This window comes from Pseudochelatococcus contaminans (assembly GCF_014195635.1).
Lineage (GTDB): Bacteria > Pseudomonadota > Alphaproteobacteria > Rhizobiales > Beijerinckiaceae > Pseudochelatococcus > Pseudochelatococcus contaminans.
Genome location: NZ_JACICC010000008.1, coordinates 86,358 through 102,458 on the forward strand (window position 1 = coordinate 86,358; position 16,101 = coordinate 102,458).

At 57.9% G+C, this 16,101-nt stretch carries 13 protein-coding genes; all 13 read right to left on the reverse strand.

The genetic code is table 11. The features are described from left to right. Window positions 1-275: 275 nt before the first annotated feature. Window positions 276-1,541 (reverse strand): beta-ketoacyl-ACP synthase II, encoded by a 1,266-nt coding sequence (fabF, locus tag FHS81_RS14405; RefSeq protein ID WP_183754142.1) that lies wholly within the window; start codon window positions 1,539-1,541, stop codon window positions 276-278. Window positions 1,542-1,634: 93 nt separating this feature from the next. Next, a complete protein-coding gene (locus FHS81_RS14410; protein ID WP_183754143.1) occupies window positions 1,635-1,874 on the reverse strand; it encodes an acyl carrier protein in 240 nt (79 codons plus the stop codon). Between the two features lie 528 nt (window positions 1,875-2,402). Beyond that, window positions 2,403-3,140 carry a 3-oxoacyl-[acyl-carrier-protein] reductase gene (fabG, locus tag FHS81_RS14415; protein WP_183754145.1) on the reverse strand — a complete coding sequence of 246 codons (738 nt, stop codon included), beginning with the start codon at window positions 3,138-3,140 and terminating at the stop codon, window positions 2,403-2,405. Between the two features lie 11 nt (window positions 3,141-3,151). Then, window positions 3,152-4,105 (reverse strand): ACP S-malonyltransferase, encoded by a 954-nt coding sequence (fabD, locus tag FHS81_RS14420; protein WP_183754147.1) that lies wholly within the window; start codon window positions 4,103-4,105, stop codon window positions 3,152-3,154. A gap of 30 nt (window positions 4,106-4,135) precedes the next feature. After that, window positions 4,136-6,787, reverse strand: a complete 2,652-nt coding sequence (gene alaS / locus FHS81_RS14425; RefSeq protein WP_183754149.1) for an alanine--tRNA ligase — start codon at window positions 6,785-6,787, stop codon at window positions 4,136-4,138. 240 nt (window positions 6,788-7,027) lie between these two features. Next, window positions 7,028-8,113: a recombinase RecA gene (gene recA / locus FHS81_RS14430; RefSeq protein WP_183754152.1), complete on the reverse strand. Its 1,086-nt coding sequence runs from the start codon at window positions 8,111-8,113 to the stop codon at window positions 7,028-7,030. Window positions 8,114-8,341: 228 nt separating this feature from the next. Further along, complete coding sequence (gene cysN / locus FHS81_RS14435; RefSeq protein ID WP_183754154.1) at window positions 8,342-10,279, reverse strand: sulfate adenylyltransferase subunit CysN; 1,938 nt, start codon at window positions 10,277-10,279, stop codon at window positions 8,342-8,344. Further along, window positions 10,279-11,262: a sulfate adenylyltransferase subunit CysD gene (gene cysD / locus FHS81_RS14440; protein WP_183754156.1), complete on the reverse strand. Its 984-nt coding sequence runs from the start codon at window positions 11,260-11,262 to the stop codon at window positions 10,279-10,281. The genes cysN and cysD overlap by 1 nt, the downstream gene beginning before the upstream one ends. A gap of 90 nt (window positions 11,263-11,352) precedes the next feature. After that, complete coding sequence (locus FHS81_RS14445; protein ID WP_183754158.1) at window positions 11,353-11,874, reverse strand: DUF934 domain-containing protein; 522 nt, start codon at window positions 11,872-11,874, stop codon at window positions 11,353-11,355. Next, window positions 11,874-12,626: a phosphoadenylyl-sulfate reductase gene (locus FHS81_RS14450; protein WP_183754160.1), complete on the reverse strand. Its 753-nt coding sequence runs from the start codon at window positions 12,624-12,626 to the stop codon at window positions 11,874-11,876. Before FHS81_RS14450 ends, FHS81_RS14445 begins: the two co-directional genes overlap by 1 nt. Beyond that, complete coding sequence (locus FHS81_RS14455) at window positions 12,601-14,274, reverse strand: nitrite/sulfite reductase (RefSeq protein ID WP_183754162.1); 1,674 nt, start codon at window positions 14,272-14,274, stop codon at window positions 12,601-12,603. The genes FHS81_RS14450 and FHS81_RS14455 overlap by 26 nt, the downstream gene beginning before the upstream one ends. An 18-nt stretch (window positions 14,275-14,292) precedes the next feature. Further along, window positions 14,293-14,622 (reverse strand): DUF2849 domain-containing protein, encoded by a 330-nt coding sequence (locus FHS81_RS14460; protein ID WP_183754164.1) that lies wholly within the window; start codon window positions 14,620-14,622, stop codon window positions 14,293-14,295. 2 nt (window positions 14,623-14,624) lie between these two features. Beyond that, a complete protein-coding gene (gene cysG, locus FHS81_RS14465; protein ID WP_183754166.1) occupies window positions 14,625-16,055 on the reverse strand; it encodes a siroheme synthase CysG in 1,431 nt (476 codons plus the stop codon). Window positions 16,056-16,101 lie beyond the last annotated feature (46 nt).

The window sequence follows — 16,101 nt, forward strand, 5'->3', positions numbered from 1 at the left end:
TTCTGTCACTAACCATAAAGCGCAGCCTCTCTTATACGAATTTCGCAGGCTTTGAAGCCCTCTTGCCGGCACTCAGTAACGAGAGCGTGCCCGGAACGCCTACGTGACTAGCTTGATCAGTAGACATTCTGACAAAAACCAGGCTCCGTATTTATAGCCATCCATGCCCATGGCAACCAAGCGCTTTGAGCACGATTATTTGGCTACCTAAACACAAAGATCCGACGCAATGATAGCTCATCGCTCCGGATCATATGTAAAACGCTTCAATTTAATCAAGCATCCGGATGGCGAAGAATCAAGGATGCATTTGTTCCACCGAAACCAAACGAATTGGAGAGAACAGCACCGACTGACGCTTGTCTCGACTCATGAGGCACCAGATCAACTTGAGTATGAACAGACGGATTATCCAGATTGAGTGTTCCAGGAACAATTTGATCTCGAATCGCCAGAATGCCAAAAATCGCCTCAACAGCTCCGGCCGCGCCCAGAAGATGCCCTGTGGACGACTTCGTTGAGGACATGAGAACGGAGTCAGCATGTTCGCCTAGCAACCGCTCGACGGCCCGCAACTCTATCTCATCACCAAGCGGAGTTGAGGTACCATGAGCATTAATGTAGCTGATGTCAGCAGCGGAAAGGCCTGCTCGTTTTAATGCCGCTTGCATGCAACGGAAGGCACCATCGCCATCCTCAGACGGTGACGTAATATGATACGCATCGCCAGATAATCCATAACCGACGACTTCTGCATAAATGCGGGCGCCACGAGCAATGGCATGATCACGCGCTTCGAGAACGACTATGCCAGCCCCTTCCCCCATCACAAAACCGTCCCGATCCTTGTCATAAGGACGAGAGGCTTTTTCAGGAGTATCATTAAATGCGGTAGACAATGCCCTGCAAGCGGCAAAGCCGGCCAACGCTAGGCGATTAACCGGCGACTCCGTTCCTCCCGCAACGATGACATCAGCATCACCCAGCGCGACCAGACGAGCTGCATCCCCAATTGCATGAGCACCTGTTGAGCAAGCCGTAACGACTGAATGGTTGGGGCCTTTGAGCCCATGAGCAATGGAAACATAACCCGATGCCAGGTTAATAAGTCTGCCCGGAATAAAAAAAGGCGAGACTCTCCTTGGACCGCGCTCGTGAAGCGTCACTGCAGCGTCATAGATCCCACCAACCCCGCCAATACCCGAGCCGATAAGGACACCTGTAGCAACCCGGTCTGCTTCGGTTGAAGGGTGCCACCCGGCATCGTCCAGCGCCTGGCGTGCGGCAGCCATTGCATAGATGATGAAAGGATCAACTTTGCGTTGTTCCTTTGACTCCATCCAGTCGTCAGGATTAAAGCCGCCATCGCTATCTTCTTGACCGGGAACTGTACATGCGATTTTGCAGGGCAAATCGGATGTATCAAATGCATCGACACGTCGAGCCCCGCTGACACCTGCAAGCAACCTGCGCCACGTGGTTTCAATCCCACAGCCAAGCGGCGATACAATGCCAAGCCCGGTTACAACCACACGCCTCATGAACGACCACCTGCCTGTATCATACACACGCAGGCACCCGGATCATTACCGATACGACGCATGCGCTTATAGGAAACGCTACGACCAAGCCAATCAGGCTGAAACGTTTTTCTCAAGAAACTTGATAGCGTCGCCGACGGTCACAATGGTCTCTGCCGCATCGTCCGGAATTTCAACGCCAAAACCTTCTTCGAAGGCCATTACCAACTCAACGGTATCAAGGCTATCTGCGCCCAAATCATCAATGAAGTTGGCGGAATCGGTCACCTTGTCTGCCTCTACTCCAAGATGCTCGACAACAATCTTTTTAACGCGATCAGCGATATCACTCATATTTCCATTCCTTATTCAAGAGACTGACATTTTCGGCAGACAAGCAGACCGAACATCAACACCAATCGAAAACCCGACATAATGCTGACGAACTCAACGCTTCGCATACGTTCGGGACGACACTGGCTACACGAGCCTGCGATCACACACAACCCGGGTCCACAAAAATCAGGAGCAAAATTTCCAAACTGCCCGATATTGCTAACACCTTTAAGTCACCAACTGAACAAGCCAAAGCATGACACGATAAAATTTTCAACCCCTAGGAAATCATATATACATACAGAAAACTACTTATGGCTTAGAAGTTACGCTAAAATGCGCCATGTCAAGTTGAAAAAACAACTTAGTAATTAAACCTGCAATCGTTGCAACCCGACTATAAAGCTTTTGAGCAGCAATCTCACTTCATCCGCCCGACTCTCATTATTAACATACTCCATATCTCAGAGTTGAGTTGAACTGAGGTTGATTGAAATGCGGCAAAAAATGGTCAGATCAGATCAGATCAGATCAGATCAGATCAGATCAGATCATCGCCATTCCGCCATTTATATGCAATGTCTGACCGGTAACGTAACTCGCCTCATCTGATGCAAGATAGATGACAGCGGCAGCAATATCACCACCCGAACCAAGACGTGCAGCCGGCACACGCGAAAGAATGGTTTCACGCTGCTTATCGTTAAGTGCATCTGTCATAGGCGATTCGATAAAACCAGGCGCAATGACATTAACTGTTATTCCGCGGCTAGCTACTTCAGCTGCGAGAGACTTTGACAGACCAATCAGACCAGCTTTGGATGCCGCATAATTTCCTTGCCCCGGATTGCCGGTGACACCCACGATGGAACTAATGCCAATGATCCGTCCAGAGCGGCGACGCATCATCCCTTTGATGGCAGTGCGCGATAACCTGAAAGCTGCTGTCAGATTGACAGCAATAACTGAATCCCACTCATCGTCCTTCATGCGCATTGAAAGATTATCACGGGTAAGGCCCGCGTTGTTAACCAGAATATCCAAGCCGCCAAGTGCAGCCTCCGCAGCAGGAACAAGCGCCTCCACTTCTTCAGAAACGGACAAATTAGCGGGGCAGATATGAACGCGTTCACGCAAGTCTGTAGCCAGAGCCTCTAGCGCCTCTTGGCGGGTTCCGGACAATACAAGTTCTGCACCCTGCGCATGCAATGCCTTGGCGATCGCACTTCCTAGACCACCTGTCGCACCGGTCACGAGTGCTTTTTTTCCTGTAAGTTGAAACACGTTCTTTCCTTTTATCGAGTCAATTGAAGAGCTTCAATAAAACCTGCAAAATCGTCAGGCCCTCCCACTGACAGAGCACGGGAGCCCGGTGCAATTCGCTTGGCAAGCCCTGTCAAAACCTTGCCAGATCCTAACTCGATAAAAAAATCAACACCATCATCGGCCATTGCCGAAACACTTTCACGCCAGCGTACCGTACCTGTCACCTGCGAGACAAGGGCATCCTTGATATCTGCTGGACTATCGACAGGCGCTGCAAGAACATTTGCAAATATGGGCGCTCGTGGAGGAGAAATGTCTATGCGAGACAGTGCGTCGCGCATACGCTCAGCTGCTGGCTGCATCAGGGGGCAATGAAATGGCGCAGAGACTGGCAACAAAATTGCTCGCTTCGCACCACGGGCTTGTGCCAACTGAATGGCACGATTTACAGCGTCTGCATGACCAGAAACAACAACCTGCCCTGGGCCATTATCATTCGCGACCGCACATATGTCGTTTTGAGCAGCCTCTTCGGCAATCTCTACGACTGCTTCAAAATCCAGCCCGAGAATCGCAGCCATTGCGCCCACACGTACCGGAACCGCATCCTGCATCGCTTCGCCACGAATCCGCAAAAGCCGGGCCGTATCAGCAAGGTCGATCCCACCGGCGCCCGCAAGAGCCGAATATTCTCCGAGTGAGTGCCCTGCTACATAGGCCGCATCACGAGCGACATCTAGGTCGGTCTCGGATTCCAGCGCACGAAGCACGGCAAGGCTGACAGCCATGAGAGCCGGCTGCGTGTTGACGGTCAATGAGAGGGCATCGCTGCTTCCTTCCCACATCAACGCGCTCAATTTCTGGTCGAGCGCGTCATCAACTTCCTCGAAAACACGGCGGGCTGGAATAAAATTTTCGGCAAGCGCCTTACCCATCCCGACAACCTGGCTACCTTGCCCGGGAAATGTCAAAACAATCGACACGGCATCCTCCACCCTGACATAGGTTCTTTATTACGTTGCAGCAATGGCTTCCGCAATGGCATCGAGCGCAGCCTGCGCCTGCTCACTGTCGGGACCGCCTGCCTGCGCAAGATCACGCCGGCCGCCGCCACCTTTACCGCCAAGTTTCTCTGCTGCTACGCGTACCAGCGCCACCGCATCGAAATGTTCACCGGCATCACCGGCCACGCCAACGACGATGCCTGCTTTCCCATCCTCTGCAACACCGACAATTGCAACAATGCCGGAGCCGATCCGCTTCTTGGCGTCATCGACCAAACTTTTGAGATCCTTCGGTTCAATGCCAGAAACAATGCGTGCGAGTAGGTTTGTTCCTGCAACCTCGCGGATGGGATCTTCTCCAGAACCTACACCAAGAGCAAGCTTCTTACGGGCTTCCGTTAGATCGCGTTCAAATTTCCGGCGCTCTTCAATGAGCGCCTCCAGGCGCCCACCGAGTTCACTGACAGGCGTGCGTAGCAATTCGGATATGCCCTGCAAAAGCTGACTTTCTTCTACGAGATGGCGCCTGGCGCCTTTTCCAGTCATAGCTTCAATGCGGCGCACGCCTGACGCAACTGCGCTTTCCGACAGCACGCGCACAATTCCGATATCACCTGTTCGAGACACATGCGTGCCGCCGCACAGTTCTACGGAGAATGGTTTACCGCCAATCTCGGGGCGGGTTCCCATGCTGACAACGCGTACCTCATCGCCATATTTTTCGCCGAAAAGTGCGCGAGCGCCGGATTCAATAGCCTCATCCACGGCCATCGACCGGGTAACGACCGGCTCATTGCGCAATACAAGGGTATTGGCAAGCTCTTCAATCTGTCGCAGCTCGCCAGCGCTAATTGGTCCCGGATGACTAAAATCAAAACGCAAGCGGTCTGAAGTCACCAGTGAGCCCTTTTGCGCAACATGATCACCTAAAATTTCGCGCAGAGCTTCGTGCAGCAGATGTGTAGCCGAGTGGTTGGCGCGAATCGCTGAGCGACGTTCCGCGTCAACTTGCAAGGTGACGGCGGAACCAATAACCAGCATGCCTTCTGTCACTTGAACACGGTGGAGATAGAGAGCGCCGAGTTTTTTCGTTGTCCCGGTTATTTCTGCGCTGAGATCAGCGCCAGACAATTTCCCGATATCTCCGACCTGACCACCGGATTCGGCATAGAACGGGGTCTGATTGAAAAGAACGAAGCCTTCTTCCCCCGCACTAAGTGATTCAACCTCTTCACCGTCGCGCACGATCGCAGTTACGACGCCTTCGGCTGCCTCCGTTTCATACCCAAGAAACTCCGTAGACCCGACCTTGTCTTTCAGCGCGAACCAAAGGGTTTCGGTTGCTGCTTCTCCGGATCCGCTCCATGCGGCGCGCGCTTGCTGTCTCTGCCGTTCCATCGCGGCGTTGAAGCCGGCAACGTCGACGCCGATTGAACGGGGGCGCAAGGCATCTTGAGTCAGGTCAAGCGGGAAGCCATAGGTATCGTAAAGAGTAAATGCGACATCGCCTGACAGTTGCGTACCGGCAGACAGTTCCCGGCTTTCAGCATCGAGAATCGATAGACCACGCTCAAGAGTTTTCCGGAAGCGCTTCTCTTCAAGGTGGAGGGTTTCACCGATAAGCGACTGGGCACGAACGAGTTCAGGATAAGCTTCGCCCATCTGACGAACGAGGGCAGGAACCAGACGCCACATCAGGGGGTCGCGCGCGCCCAGAAGCTGCGCATGTCGCATCGCACGGCGCATGATGCGGCGGGCGACATAACCGCGTCCCTCGTTTGACGGCAGAACACCGTCGGCAACGAGAAAAGCGGATGCGCGCAGGTGATCGGCTATGACGCGATGGCTCACTCCCTGCGGACCAGCCGGATCAACGCCTGTCGCCGTTGCCACTGCTTCGATCAGCGCCCTGAACAGGTCTGTACTGTAGTTGTCGTGCGTGCCCTGCAAGACGGCAGATATGCGCTCAAGACCCATGCCGGTATCGATAGATGGACGCGGCAGCAGTTGCCGCTCACCTGGCACGACCTGGTCGTATTGCATAAAGACGAGATTCCAGATCTCGATAAAACGGTCACCATCTTCATCGGGGCTGCCCGGAGGACCGCCTGCGATTTTATCTCCGTGATCATAAAAGATTTCGGAACACGGACCACAGGGTCCTGTATCGCCCATCGACCAGAAATTATCAGATGTGGAAATTCTGATGATCTTACTATCGGACAGGCCAGCTATTTTTTTCCACAAAAGTGCTGCGTCTTCATCTTCAGAGAAAACGGTAACGAGCAATTTGCTTTCTGGCAGACCGAATTCGCGTGTCACGAGCTTCCACGCTAATTCGATAGCATTTTCCTTAAAGTAATCACCGAAGGAAAAGTTGCCCAGCATCTCGAAAAACGTGTGATGACGAGCCGTGTAGCCGACATTATCGAGATCGTTATGCTTTCCGCCAGCGCGTAAACATTTCTGGGCGCTCGTGGCGCGAGAATAGGGGCGTTTTTCCGCGCCGGTGAACACGTTCTTGAACGGCACCATACCGGCGCTCGTGAACATCAGCGTGGGATCATTCCGCGGAACGAGCGAACTGGATGGTACGATCTCATGACCATTGGCCGAGAAATAATCAAGAAAAGTGGACCGAATCTCGTTTACGCCGCTCATAACGCCCTGCCTGAACCCCTGCCAACGCCGCGCCGCAACGCTCGTTTGCTGCCAATGTTTTCCATAGCCGGTCTGTTTGGCAAACCGGCATCCGGAGACGGACTCCGCCCGGAATCAAGCGCTATCCCAGCGCCCCTTCTAGAAGGAATCCGCCAGCCTGCAAATATGAAATCAGCAAATCCTACTCACCAACATACTCGTTGAGACCTGACCAGCGCCTCAACCACGCATCCTAGATTTTCAGGACGCATCATCCTCCCCACCGTCTGAATCAGGGCTGGCATTTTCGAGAATGCGCTCGGACAGAACGGCGGAATTCTGACGAATCGCAGCCTCGATTCTGTTGGCAACCTCCGGGTTGTTCCGCAGAAATTGCTTCGAATTCTCGCGGCCTTGCCCAAGCCTCTGGCTATCGTAGGAAAACCATGCACCCGACTTGTCGACGATGCCACCTTTAACACCGAGGTCCAGCAGTTCGCCGAGCTTGGATACGCCCTCGCCGTACATAATATCGAACTCGACCTGCTTGAACGGCGGCGCCACTTTGTTCTTCACCACCTTGACGCGCGTCGTGTTGCCGATGATTTCATCGCGCTCCTTTATCGACCCGATGCGGCGAATATCGAGGCGGACAGAAGCGTAGAACTTGAGTGCGTTACCGCCAGTGGTCGTTTCCGGCGAGCCATACATCACACCGATCTTCATACGAATCTGGTTGATGAAGATGACCATCGTATTCGAGCGGGAGATTGAGCCGGTCAATTTGCGCAGCGCCTGGCTCATCAAGCGCGCCTGCAAACCAGGCTGCATGTCGCCCATGTCGCCTTCAATTTCCGCACGGGGGGTAAGTGCCGCGACCGAATCAATAACGAGCACGTCTATCGCGCCAGACCGCACCAGCGTATCGCAGATTTCGAGCGCCTGTTCGCCTGTGTCCGGCTGCGAAATCAGCAAATCATCCAGATTGACACCCAACTTGCGCGCATAGACCGGATCAAGTGCGTGCTCGGCATCGATAAAGGCGCATGAACCGCCCTTCTTTTGAGCTTCGGCAATGGTGTGCAGGGCGAGGGTCGTTTTTCCCGACGACTCTGGCCCAAAAATTTCCACGATACGCCCACGGGGCAAGCCACCGACGCCCAGCGCAATGTCGAGCCCGAGCGAACCTGTGGACACGGTCTCGATCTCGATCTGCCCCTGCGCCTGACCAAGCCGCATGATGGAGCCTTTGCCAAACGCACGTTCGATCTGCGTCAGCGCCGCGTCGAGAGCCTTTGTTTTGTCCATGGAACTACCTTCTACGAGTCGCAAACCGGCCTGTGACATTCGGTTTATCCTTATGGCAGGTCGCGCGCCATTTCAACGTGCTCCCCAATCCTCTTTACAAATCACATGTACATAATTTGTTCTTGCGATCAAGTTCTTTTTATGTTCTCAATTCAGCAACGTGGTTCCCTGCAATTTCCGTGGGGAAACCAATGTAAAAAGGCCGGCGTGAGCCGGCCTTTGGGGGAGGAGCGAGATGCATGCAATGTACGGAATACGTGGAAAGCTTCAAAGCTCCGACGATGTTTCCGCGCTCCGGTTGGCGCCAAGCACCAGCGTTTCAACCAGTTCCACGACCCGCACAGCCAAGGCCTCGGGGTCTGGCTCCGTCGCATCGAGCTGGATCTCTGGAGACAGCGGCGGTTCGTATTCTTGGCCGACACCCGTGAAGGCCGCGATTTTGCCCTCGCGGGCTTGCGCATACAGGCCCTTGGGATCGCGCTCCGCACAGACCTCTGCCGGCGCATCGACAAAAATCTCGATGAATTCATCCGGCGCGAAACGCTCCCGCAGCCGGTCACGATCGGCTCGGAAGGGCGAGACAAAGGCGCAGAGAACGATCAACCCGGCGTCGGTCATCAGTCTGGCGACCTCCCCCACCCGGCGGATATTTTCCGTGCGCGAGGCTGCGTCGAAACCAAGATCCGCGTTCAGCCCCTGCCGCAGAGCATCGCCATCCAGCATCGTCGTGTGCCGACCAAGCGCATGCAGCTTTGCTTCCACAAGATTGGCGATCGTGGATTTTCCTGAACCCGGCAGTCCGGTGAACCACAGCACGAGCGGTCGTTGATGCTTGATATCGGATCGTGCGGCGCGGTCGACATCGAAGCCATGACGATGAACGTGAGTCGCGCCAAGCGCCTCCACTGCCATGCCCGCACCGACGGTGGCGTTGGTGAAGCGATCGATCAGGATGAATGCGCCAAGCTCGTGGCTTTCGGTGTAAGGATCGAAAACAATCGGCACGAGCGTCTCGATTTCGACGAGGCCAATGGCGTTGAGACCCAGCGATACAACTGGTGTTTTGGCCAGTGTTTCCACATCGAGATAATGAGTGATCGCCCGCACTGTCGCCGGCACGGTGCGGGTGCCGAGTTTCAAATTATAGGAACGGCCCGGCACGAGAAGTTCATCCGCCATCCAGACCACACGCGCCGAGAACCGCGTTGCGACGATCGGACGATGTCGGGGGTCGGCAAGAACCTCGCCGCGCGGCGCATCAATTTCATCGGCGAGAACTAAAGTGACCGCATCGCCGGCCTCTGCAGCAGGCAAATCGCCATCGAAGGTGACGATACGGGATACCGTGCTGCTCTTGCCCGATCCGGCAGCAACAACGGCATCGCCCACCGACACCCGACCTCCAGCAATCGTGCCCGAAAAGCCGCGGAAATCGAGATTCGGCCGGTTAACCCATTGTACCGGCAGACGGAACGGCCCGGTTGTGTCACGCTCTTCAACGTCTACGGTCTCAAGATGGCCGAGCAAGGTCGGCCCCGTGTACCAAGGCGTCGAGGGACTTGCGACGGAGATGTTGTCGCCAAAACGCGCCGAAAGCGGAATGGCCTGCACGGTCAGAAAGCCCAGATCCTTGGCGAAGGCTTCGTAATCCGCAACGATGGCATCGAATTTTTTCTGATCGTAACCGACGAGATCGATCTTGTTGATCGCAAGTACGATATGGCGAATACCGATAAGGGACGCAATGATGCTGTGGCGCCTCGTCTGCGTGAGCAGACCCTTGCGCGCGTCGATCAATAGAATCGCCAAAGCGGCATTCGACGCACCCGTAGCCATGTTGCGGGTGTATTGCTCATGACCGGGCGTGTCGGCAACGATAAAAGATCGACGGGGCGTCGAGAAATAACGATAGGCTACATCTATCGTAATGCCTTGTTCGCGTTCGGCTTCCAGCCCATCGACCAGCAGCGCGAAATCGATATCGTCGCCTGTCGTGCCGACCCGGCGCGAATCATCTTCCAATGCAGAGTATTGATCGTCGAGAACGGCACTGGTTTCATAAAGCAGCCGCCCGATCAGCGTGGATTTGCCGTCATCGACGGATCCGCACGTCAAAAAACGCAGCAATCCTCGCGCCGGTGCGGCGTCTGCTGGCGCTTCATTAGTCCTGACATCCAGATTATCCGTGGAGAGAGAAGCAGGCATCAGAAGTATCCCTCGCGCTTCTTGCGCTCCATCGAGGCACCCGTGTCCTTGTCGATCACCCGGCCCTGCCGCTCCGAGACGGACGACGATTCAAGCTCGGCGATGATATCCGCCAGCGTTACCGCCTCTGATTCGATGGCTCCCGTCAGCGGATAGCAGCCCAAAGTGCGGAAACGGACCTTGCGTATTTGTGGTGTCTCACCCGGCGCGAGGGGAAATCGGTCGTCATCCACCATGATAAGAGCGCCGTCGCGCTCCACCACCGGTCGCTCCGCTGCGAAGTAGAGCGGCACGACGGGAATGTTTTCGGCCGCGATGTAGTGCCACACGTCGCGCTCTGTCCAGTTGGACAACGGAAAAACCCGCATCGATTCGCCCTTGGCGATCTGCGTATTGTAAAGGTGCCAGAGCTCCGGGCGCTGGTTGCGTGGGTCCCAGGCGTGGCTCGCCGTGCGGTGAGAGAACACACGCTCCTTGGCGCGGCTTTTCTCTTCGTCGCGGCGTGCTCCGCCGAAAGCGGCGTCATAACCGCCTGCGTCGAGCGCCTGCTTCAGCGCCTCCGTTTTCATCACCTGCGTATGCGCAGCGGACCCGGATGCGAACGGCCCTATGCCCCGGCGCACGCCATCCTCGTTGACGTGCACGCGCAGATCCCAGCCATATTCCTGCGCAATGGCGTCGCGAAACGTGATCATCTCGCGGAATTTCCATGTCGTATCGACATGCAGTAGCGGGAATGGCGGCTTGGAGGGATAGAACGCCTTGCGGGCCAGATGCAGCATCACGGCGGAATCCTTGCCGATGGAATACAGCATGACCGGCTTGCGAAATTCTGCCGCAACCTCGCGGATGATGTGGATGGACTGGGCCTCAAGCCACGCAAGATGAGGCGACAAGCGCCGCGCCGAAGCCGCAGATGTCGGCGTCCGCCCTGTAGTGACTGGCGTCCCTTGGTCGGCCCTCAAAGAATCGGTCGATAACATTGATAACCCTGATGCTCCCAAATGACGCCGGGTTTCTTCAAAAGCCTCGCGCGCTGCACGCCGAGACGGGTCTCGCCCCTGCGAACGCCGTCAGGCGTCCCCTTGCGTGACGCGAAGCCGGCGGCGCAGCCCGCTGAGATGCACTTCCTCGCCCTCCAGCGAAGCTGGCTGGTAATGATCGCGCACGAAAACCACGGCGCCAGTGCGCAGCGCCTCGATGGTGCCTTCGTGCTTCACCTCAAGCGCGTCGAAACCGCTGCGGTGCAAGGCGTTGATCTGATCGCGCAGCACATCGCCCTGCGCACGCAACTCACCGCGATAACCGAGTCTGTCGCGCAAAATACGCGCGGTCGAGTAATGCCGCCCGTCGTTGTACTTCGGTATATCGAGCACGATCAGCGCAAAGCGGCGCACGTCCTGCTCCAGCCCTTCCAGGGTTTCACCTGTCTGGAGAACAAGCCCTAAGGGATCGGCCCGACCTTCCAGCACGGCGCGCTCGGCGAGATAGCGCTCCTTGCCGAGCACGATCGCCCCGGCAGCCGGCAGCGGCGCATCAGCGTCAACGAATTGCCATTCGTCGTCAACGAACGCACCGTTCCTGAACAGAGCCATCAGGCACTCCTCTTCGTCACACCAGCGGCGGAAACGTGAATGCCGCATTCTGTTTTTGCCTGTCCGCGCCAACGCCCGGCACGCGGGTCCTCACCCGGCGCCACAGGCGATGTGCAGGGGGCGCAGCCAATGGATGGATATCCTTTCGCCACCAGCGGGTGGCGTGGCAGATCGTGCTCACGCAGGTAAGCAACCAGTTCGCCCGCTCCCCAGCTTGCCAGCGGCGACACCTTGATATGCGTCGCATCTGCCTCGAACACAGGCAGCGCCGCGCGCGTCGACGCCTGAAACCGCTTCCGGCCTGTGATCCAGGCCGTAAACGGCATCAGCGCGGACGCCAGCGGCTCAACCTTGCGCAGGTGGCAGCATCGATCAGGATCGATGCTGAACAGCGCGCCATACGGGTCCGCAACTTCCATCGCGCCGGCATCGGGGCCGACGCTGCGCACGTCCGTCAGGCCAAGTTGGTCGATCAGCGTATCGCGGTAAGCCAGGGTCTCGGGGAACAGCCGTCCGGTGTCGACGAACACCACCGGCACGGCCCGATCGACCCGCGAGGCAAGATGCAACAGCACGGCCGACTCCGCCCCGAAGCTGGACACCAGCGCGATCTCCCCCGGAAACAGCCGCGTCAGCGCAACCCGCAACACCTCGTCCGCCGGCAGATCGCCATACGTGGCGTTTAGCGTGGCGACGCGCGCGTTGTCGGGCGCATGTCCGGCGGTTTCACGCGGCGGCTGGAGCTGCACCATAGAGGGCCTCCTTGAACGGCGCTTCGCCGACGCGGCGGAAGAACGCCAGGAACGGCTCTTCCGGGCTGCTGCGCTGCGCTATATAGGTGTTCACGACCGTTTCGATGGCATCGACGATATCGTCGCTGGAAAAGCCGCGCCCGACGATGGAGCCGATGGAGCAGGTTTCATCCCCCGAACCGCCGAGGGTGATCTGATAGAACTCCTCACCTTTGCGGTCGACGCCGAGAATACCGATATGCGCCACATGATGATGGCCGCAGGCGTTGATGCAGCCGGAAATCTTGATCTTCAGATCGCCGATCTCGTGCTGCCGTGACAGGTCCGCGAAGCGCTCGCTGATGCGCTGCGCCAGAGGAATCGACCGCGCATTGGCCAGCGAGCAATAGTCGAGGCCCGGGCAGCAGATGCTGTCGGTGATAAGCCCGGCATTGCCGGTCGCAACGCCCGCCTTTTGCAGCTCGGCGAACAGCGCCGGTACGTCGTCCAACCTCACATGCGGCAGAACGAGATTCTGTTCGTGGGAGACGCGCAGCTCATCGAACGAATAACGCTCCGCAAGATCCGCGATGGCTTCCATCTGCTCGGCCGTCGCATCGCCCGGCACGCTGCCGACACTCTTGAGCGAAACGGTCACGATGCCATAACCCGGAGAGCGATGCGGCGCGAGGTTACGCGCCACGAAATCGGCCAGCGCGGTATCCACGACCTTCGCACGCTCCAGCGTTTCAGACCGCTCGGGCAGCGTCTCGAACGCGGGCGGGGCAAAGTACGCGGCAATGGCATCGATCTCGTCGTGCGGCAGCGTCAATGCATCGCGGCTCTTGATATCTTCGTACTCTTCCTCGACCTGCCGACGAACCTCGTCCAACCCGGCCTCATGCAGCAGGATCTTGACGCGCGCCTTGTACTTGTTGTCGCGGCGGCCGAACTGGTTGTAAACGCGCAGAATGGCTTCGCAGTAGCTCAGCAGCTCAGACTCCGGCAGGAACTCGCGCACCTTCTTCGCCACCATGGGCGTGCGCCCCAACCCGCCGCCGACATAAACTGTGAACCCGCGTTCGCCTGCCGCGTTTTCCACGATCTGCAAGCCGATGTCGTGCACCTGAATGGCCGCGCGATCATGCGTCGAGCCACTCACCGCGATCTTGAACTTCCGCGGCAGGTAAGTGAATTCCGGATGCAGCGACGACCATTGCCGCAGAATTTCGGCATAAACGCGCGGGTCCGCCAACTCATCACGCGCGGCGGACGCAAAATGATCCGCCGATACGTTGCGGATGCAGTTGCCGGAGGTCTGGATCGCGTGCAGCTCCACCTTCGCCAGATCGTCGAGAATATCCGGCACGTCCTCCAGCCTGATCCAGTTGAACTGGATGTTCTGGCGGGTGGTGAAATGGCCGTATCCCTTGTCGTAGCGGCGCGCGATATGAGCAAGACCGCGCAGCTTGGCGCTGCTCAGCGTGCCATAGGGAATGGCCACCCGCAGCATGTAGGCATGCAGCTGCAGGTAAACGCCGTTCATCAGACGCAGGGGCCTGAACTCGTCTTCGGTCAGTTCCCCGGCGAGCCTGCGCTGCACCTGATCGCGGAACTCCTCGACGCGACCATTCACGAAACGGCGGTCGAATTCGTCATAACGATACATCGCGAACTCCCGGATGGTTCAGGAAACAGAGGGGGCATGCGCCAGCGCTACGGAGGTTCCCGCCGTCGGCCCACCGGCCGCGCGGATCGCTTCCCGCAGCACGAGCGGAACAATGGCGTCCTCCTCCCGCTTCACATTGACGAGATAGGCGCCAACGACGAGATTACGACGCTCGTCTTCGGCGCCGGCTTCGGTGAGCACGGCGGCAGCCTCCGGCGTGTCGACGACTTCAGCGGCATTGATGTGCGTCGACCATTCGCCGGCGGGCGTGCGGAAGACCACGAGACCCGAGTGCAGATCGTTCGCCGTCAGCACCTGCGGAATGGCCGCTTTCGCATCACGTTTCATGTCTACTCCGCTGCAACGAGGGGCTGCATGACAGCCACCGGGGGCGCAATCGGCTCCGCAAAGCCGAAATCACCGGCTGCGAGAGCTTCACCCACCAAAATCAGGACAGGGCCGGAAATATCGCCGCGCGACTCTAGCGCCGGCAAATCCGACAGATGACCGACAAGCGCGCGACTGCCCTTGCGGCCTGCATTCTCAATGGCGGCGACAGGCGTCCCCGGCGAAACGCCGTGGCGCACCAGGCGCTCGAAAGTCTCTACAGCAGCGGTGCGGCCCATATAAATGCCGATGGTGCCGCCGGAGCGGGCCACTTCCGGCCATCCGTTCGGCTCGCTGCCGCCAGCCCCGTGGCCGGTGGCGAACACAACCGATGATGACACGCCGCGCAACGTCAGCGGCACGGCATAATCCGCCGCCGCCGCCAAGGCCGCCGTAACGCCGGGAACGACCGTGTAGCGGACACTCGCCGCACGCAACGCGGCAATTTCCTCGCCGCCGCGCCCGAACACCAGCGGATCCCCGGCCTTGAGGCGCGCCACATGCCGGCCTTCACGCGCAAGCCGGACGAGCAATTCATTAATCTCACCCTGCGCGACGGAATGCTTGCCTTTGGCCTTGCCGACGGAAATGCGGTGCGCATCGCGGCGCCCCATATCCACGACGGCCTCGGGCACGAGTTGATCGTGCACGATGACATCCGCCTGCTGCAGAAGTCTTTGAGCGCGCAGCGTCAACAAATCCTCGGCACCCGGCCCGGCCCCGATCAGCCAGACGACGCCCTCTTCCGCCGGAGCATCTGCGGCGAGGGCAGACAGGGCGTGACGGCGAGCGCCTTCTATATCGCCCGCCAGCGCGAGTTCCCCGCCACGGCCATCGAACAGTGCCGTCCAGAAACGGCGACGCAGCGCGTTGGTCGGCAAGGCGTTGCAGACATTATCCCGCACGCTGCGGGCCAACTCACCCAGCCGCCCGAACTCAGGCGCAAGCAGTGCTTCAACGGCAGCGCGCACTCTTTGAGCCAGCACCGGCGCATAACCGTCCGAAGCGATGGCAACCGACACCGGCGCGCGATCCACGATCGCCGGAATGGCGAAATCGCACAGCTCGATCCGATCCACCACGTTCACGGGCACGCCGGCTTCCCGGCCAAGACGGGAAATGCGCGCGTCGTAATCCGCGTCGCCCGTTGCGACAAAGAGCAGCGCCGCATTCCGCACGTCATCCGCCACAGGCTCGCGCGGGTGCAACGTCACGTCATTCGTGGAGATCAGCGCAGCCATGTCCGGCGCGACGTGCATGGAGAAGACGACCGGCTTGCCCTCCGTGCGCAGCAGAAGCCGCAATTTGGCAAGCGCCTCGTCACCCCCGCCGACGAGAATCAGCGACCGGCCAGCCACATCATATGAAACGGGGAAGAAACGCAAACGGGCCACGGACTGACTGCCATCCTTGCTAAGTTGTTATGATCTGTTGCAAACT

Coding starts and splice junctions, on each gene's coding strand:
- fabF (WP_183754142.1), bottom strand. CDS start 1,541: ATGAGGCGTGTGGTTGTAACCGGGCTTGGCATTGTATCGCCGCTTGGC.
- FHS81_RS14410 (WP_183754143.1), bottom strand. CDS start 1,874: ATGAGTGATATCGCTGATCGCGTTAAAAAGATTGTTGTCGAGCATCTT.
- alaS (WP_183754149.1), bottom strand. CDS start 6,787: ATGAGCGGCGTAAACGAGATTCGGTCCACTTTTCTTGATTATTTCTCG.
- recA (WP_183754152.1), bottom strand. CDS start 8,113: ATGTCACAGGCCGGTTTGCGACTCGTAGAAGGTAGTTCCATGGACAAA.
- cysN (WP_183754154.1), bottom strand. CDS start 10,279: ATGCCTGCTTCTCTCTCCACGGATAATCTGGATGTCAGGACTAATGAA.
- cysD (WP_183754156.1), bottom strand. CDS start 11,262: ATGTTATCGACCGATTCTTTGAGGGCCGACCAAGGGACGCCAGTCACT.
- FHS81_RS14445 (WP_183754158.1), bottom strand. CDS start 11,874: ATGGCTCTGTTCAGGAACGGTGCGTTCGTTGACGACGAATGGCAATTC.
- FHS81_RS14450 (WP_183754160.1), bottom strand. CDS start 12,626: ATGGTGCAGCTCCAGCCGCCGCGTGAAACCGCCGGACATGCGCCCGAC.
- FHS81_RS14455 (WP_183754162.1), bottom strand. CDS start 14,274: ATGTATCGTTATGACGAATTCGACCGCCGTTTCGTGAATGGTCGCGTC.
- FHS81_RS14460 (WP_183754164.1), bottom strand. CDS start 14,622: ATGAAACGTGATGCGAAAGCGGCCATTCCGCAGGTGCTGACGGCGAAC.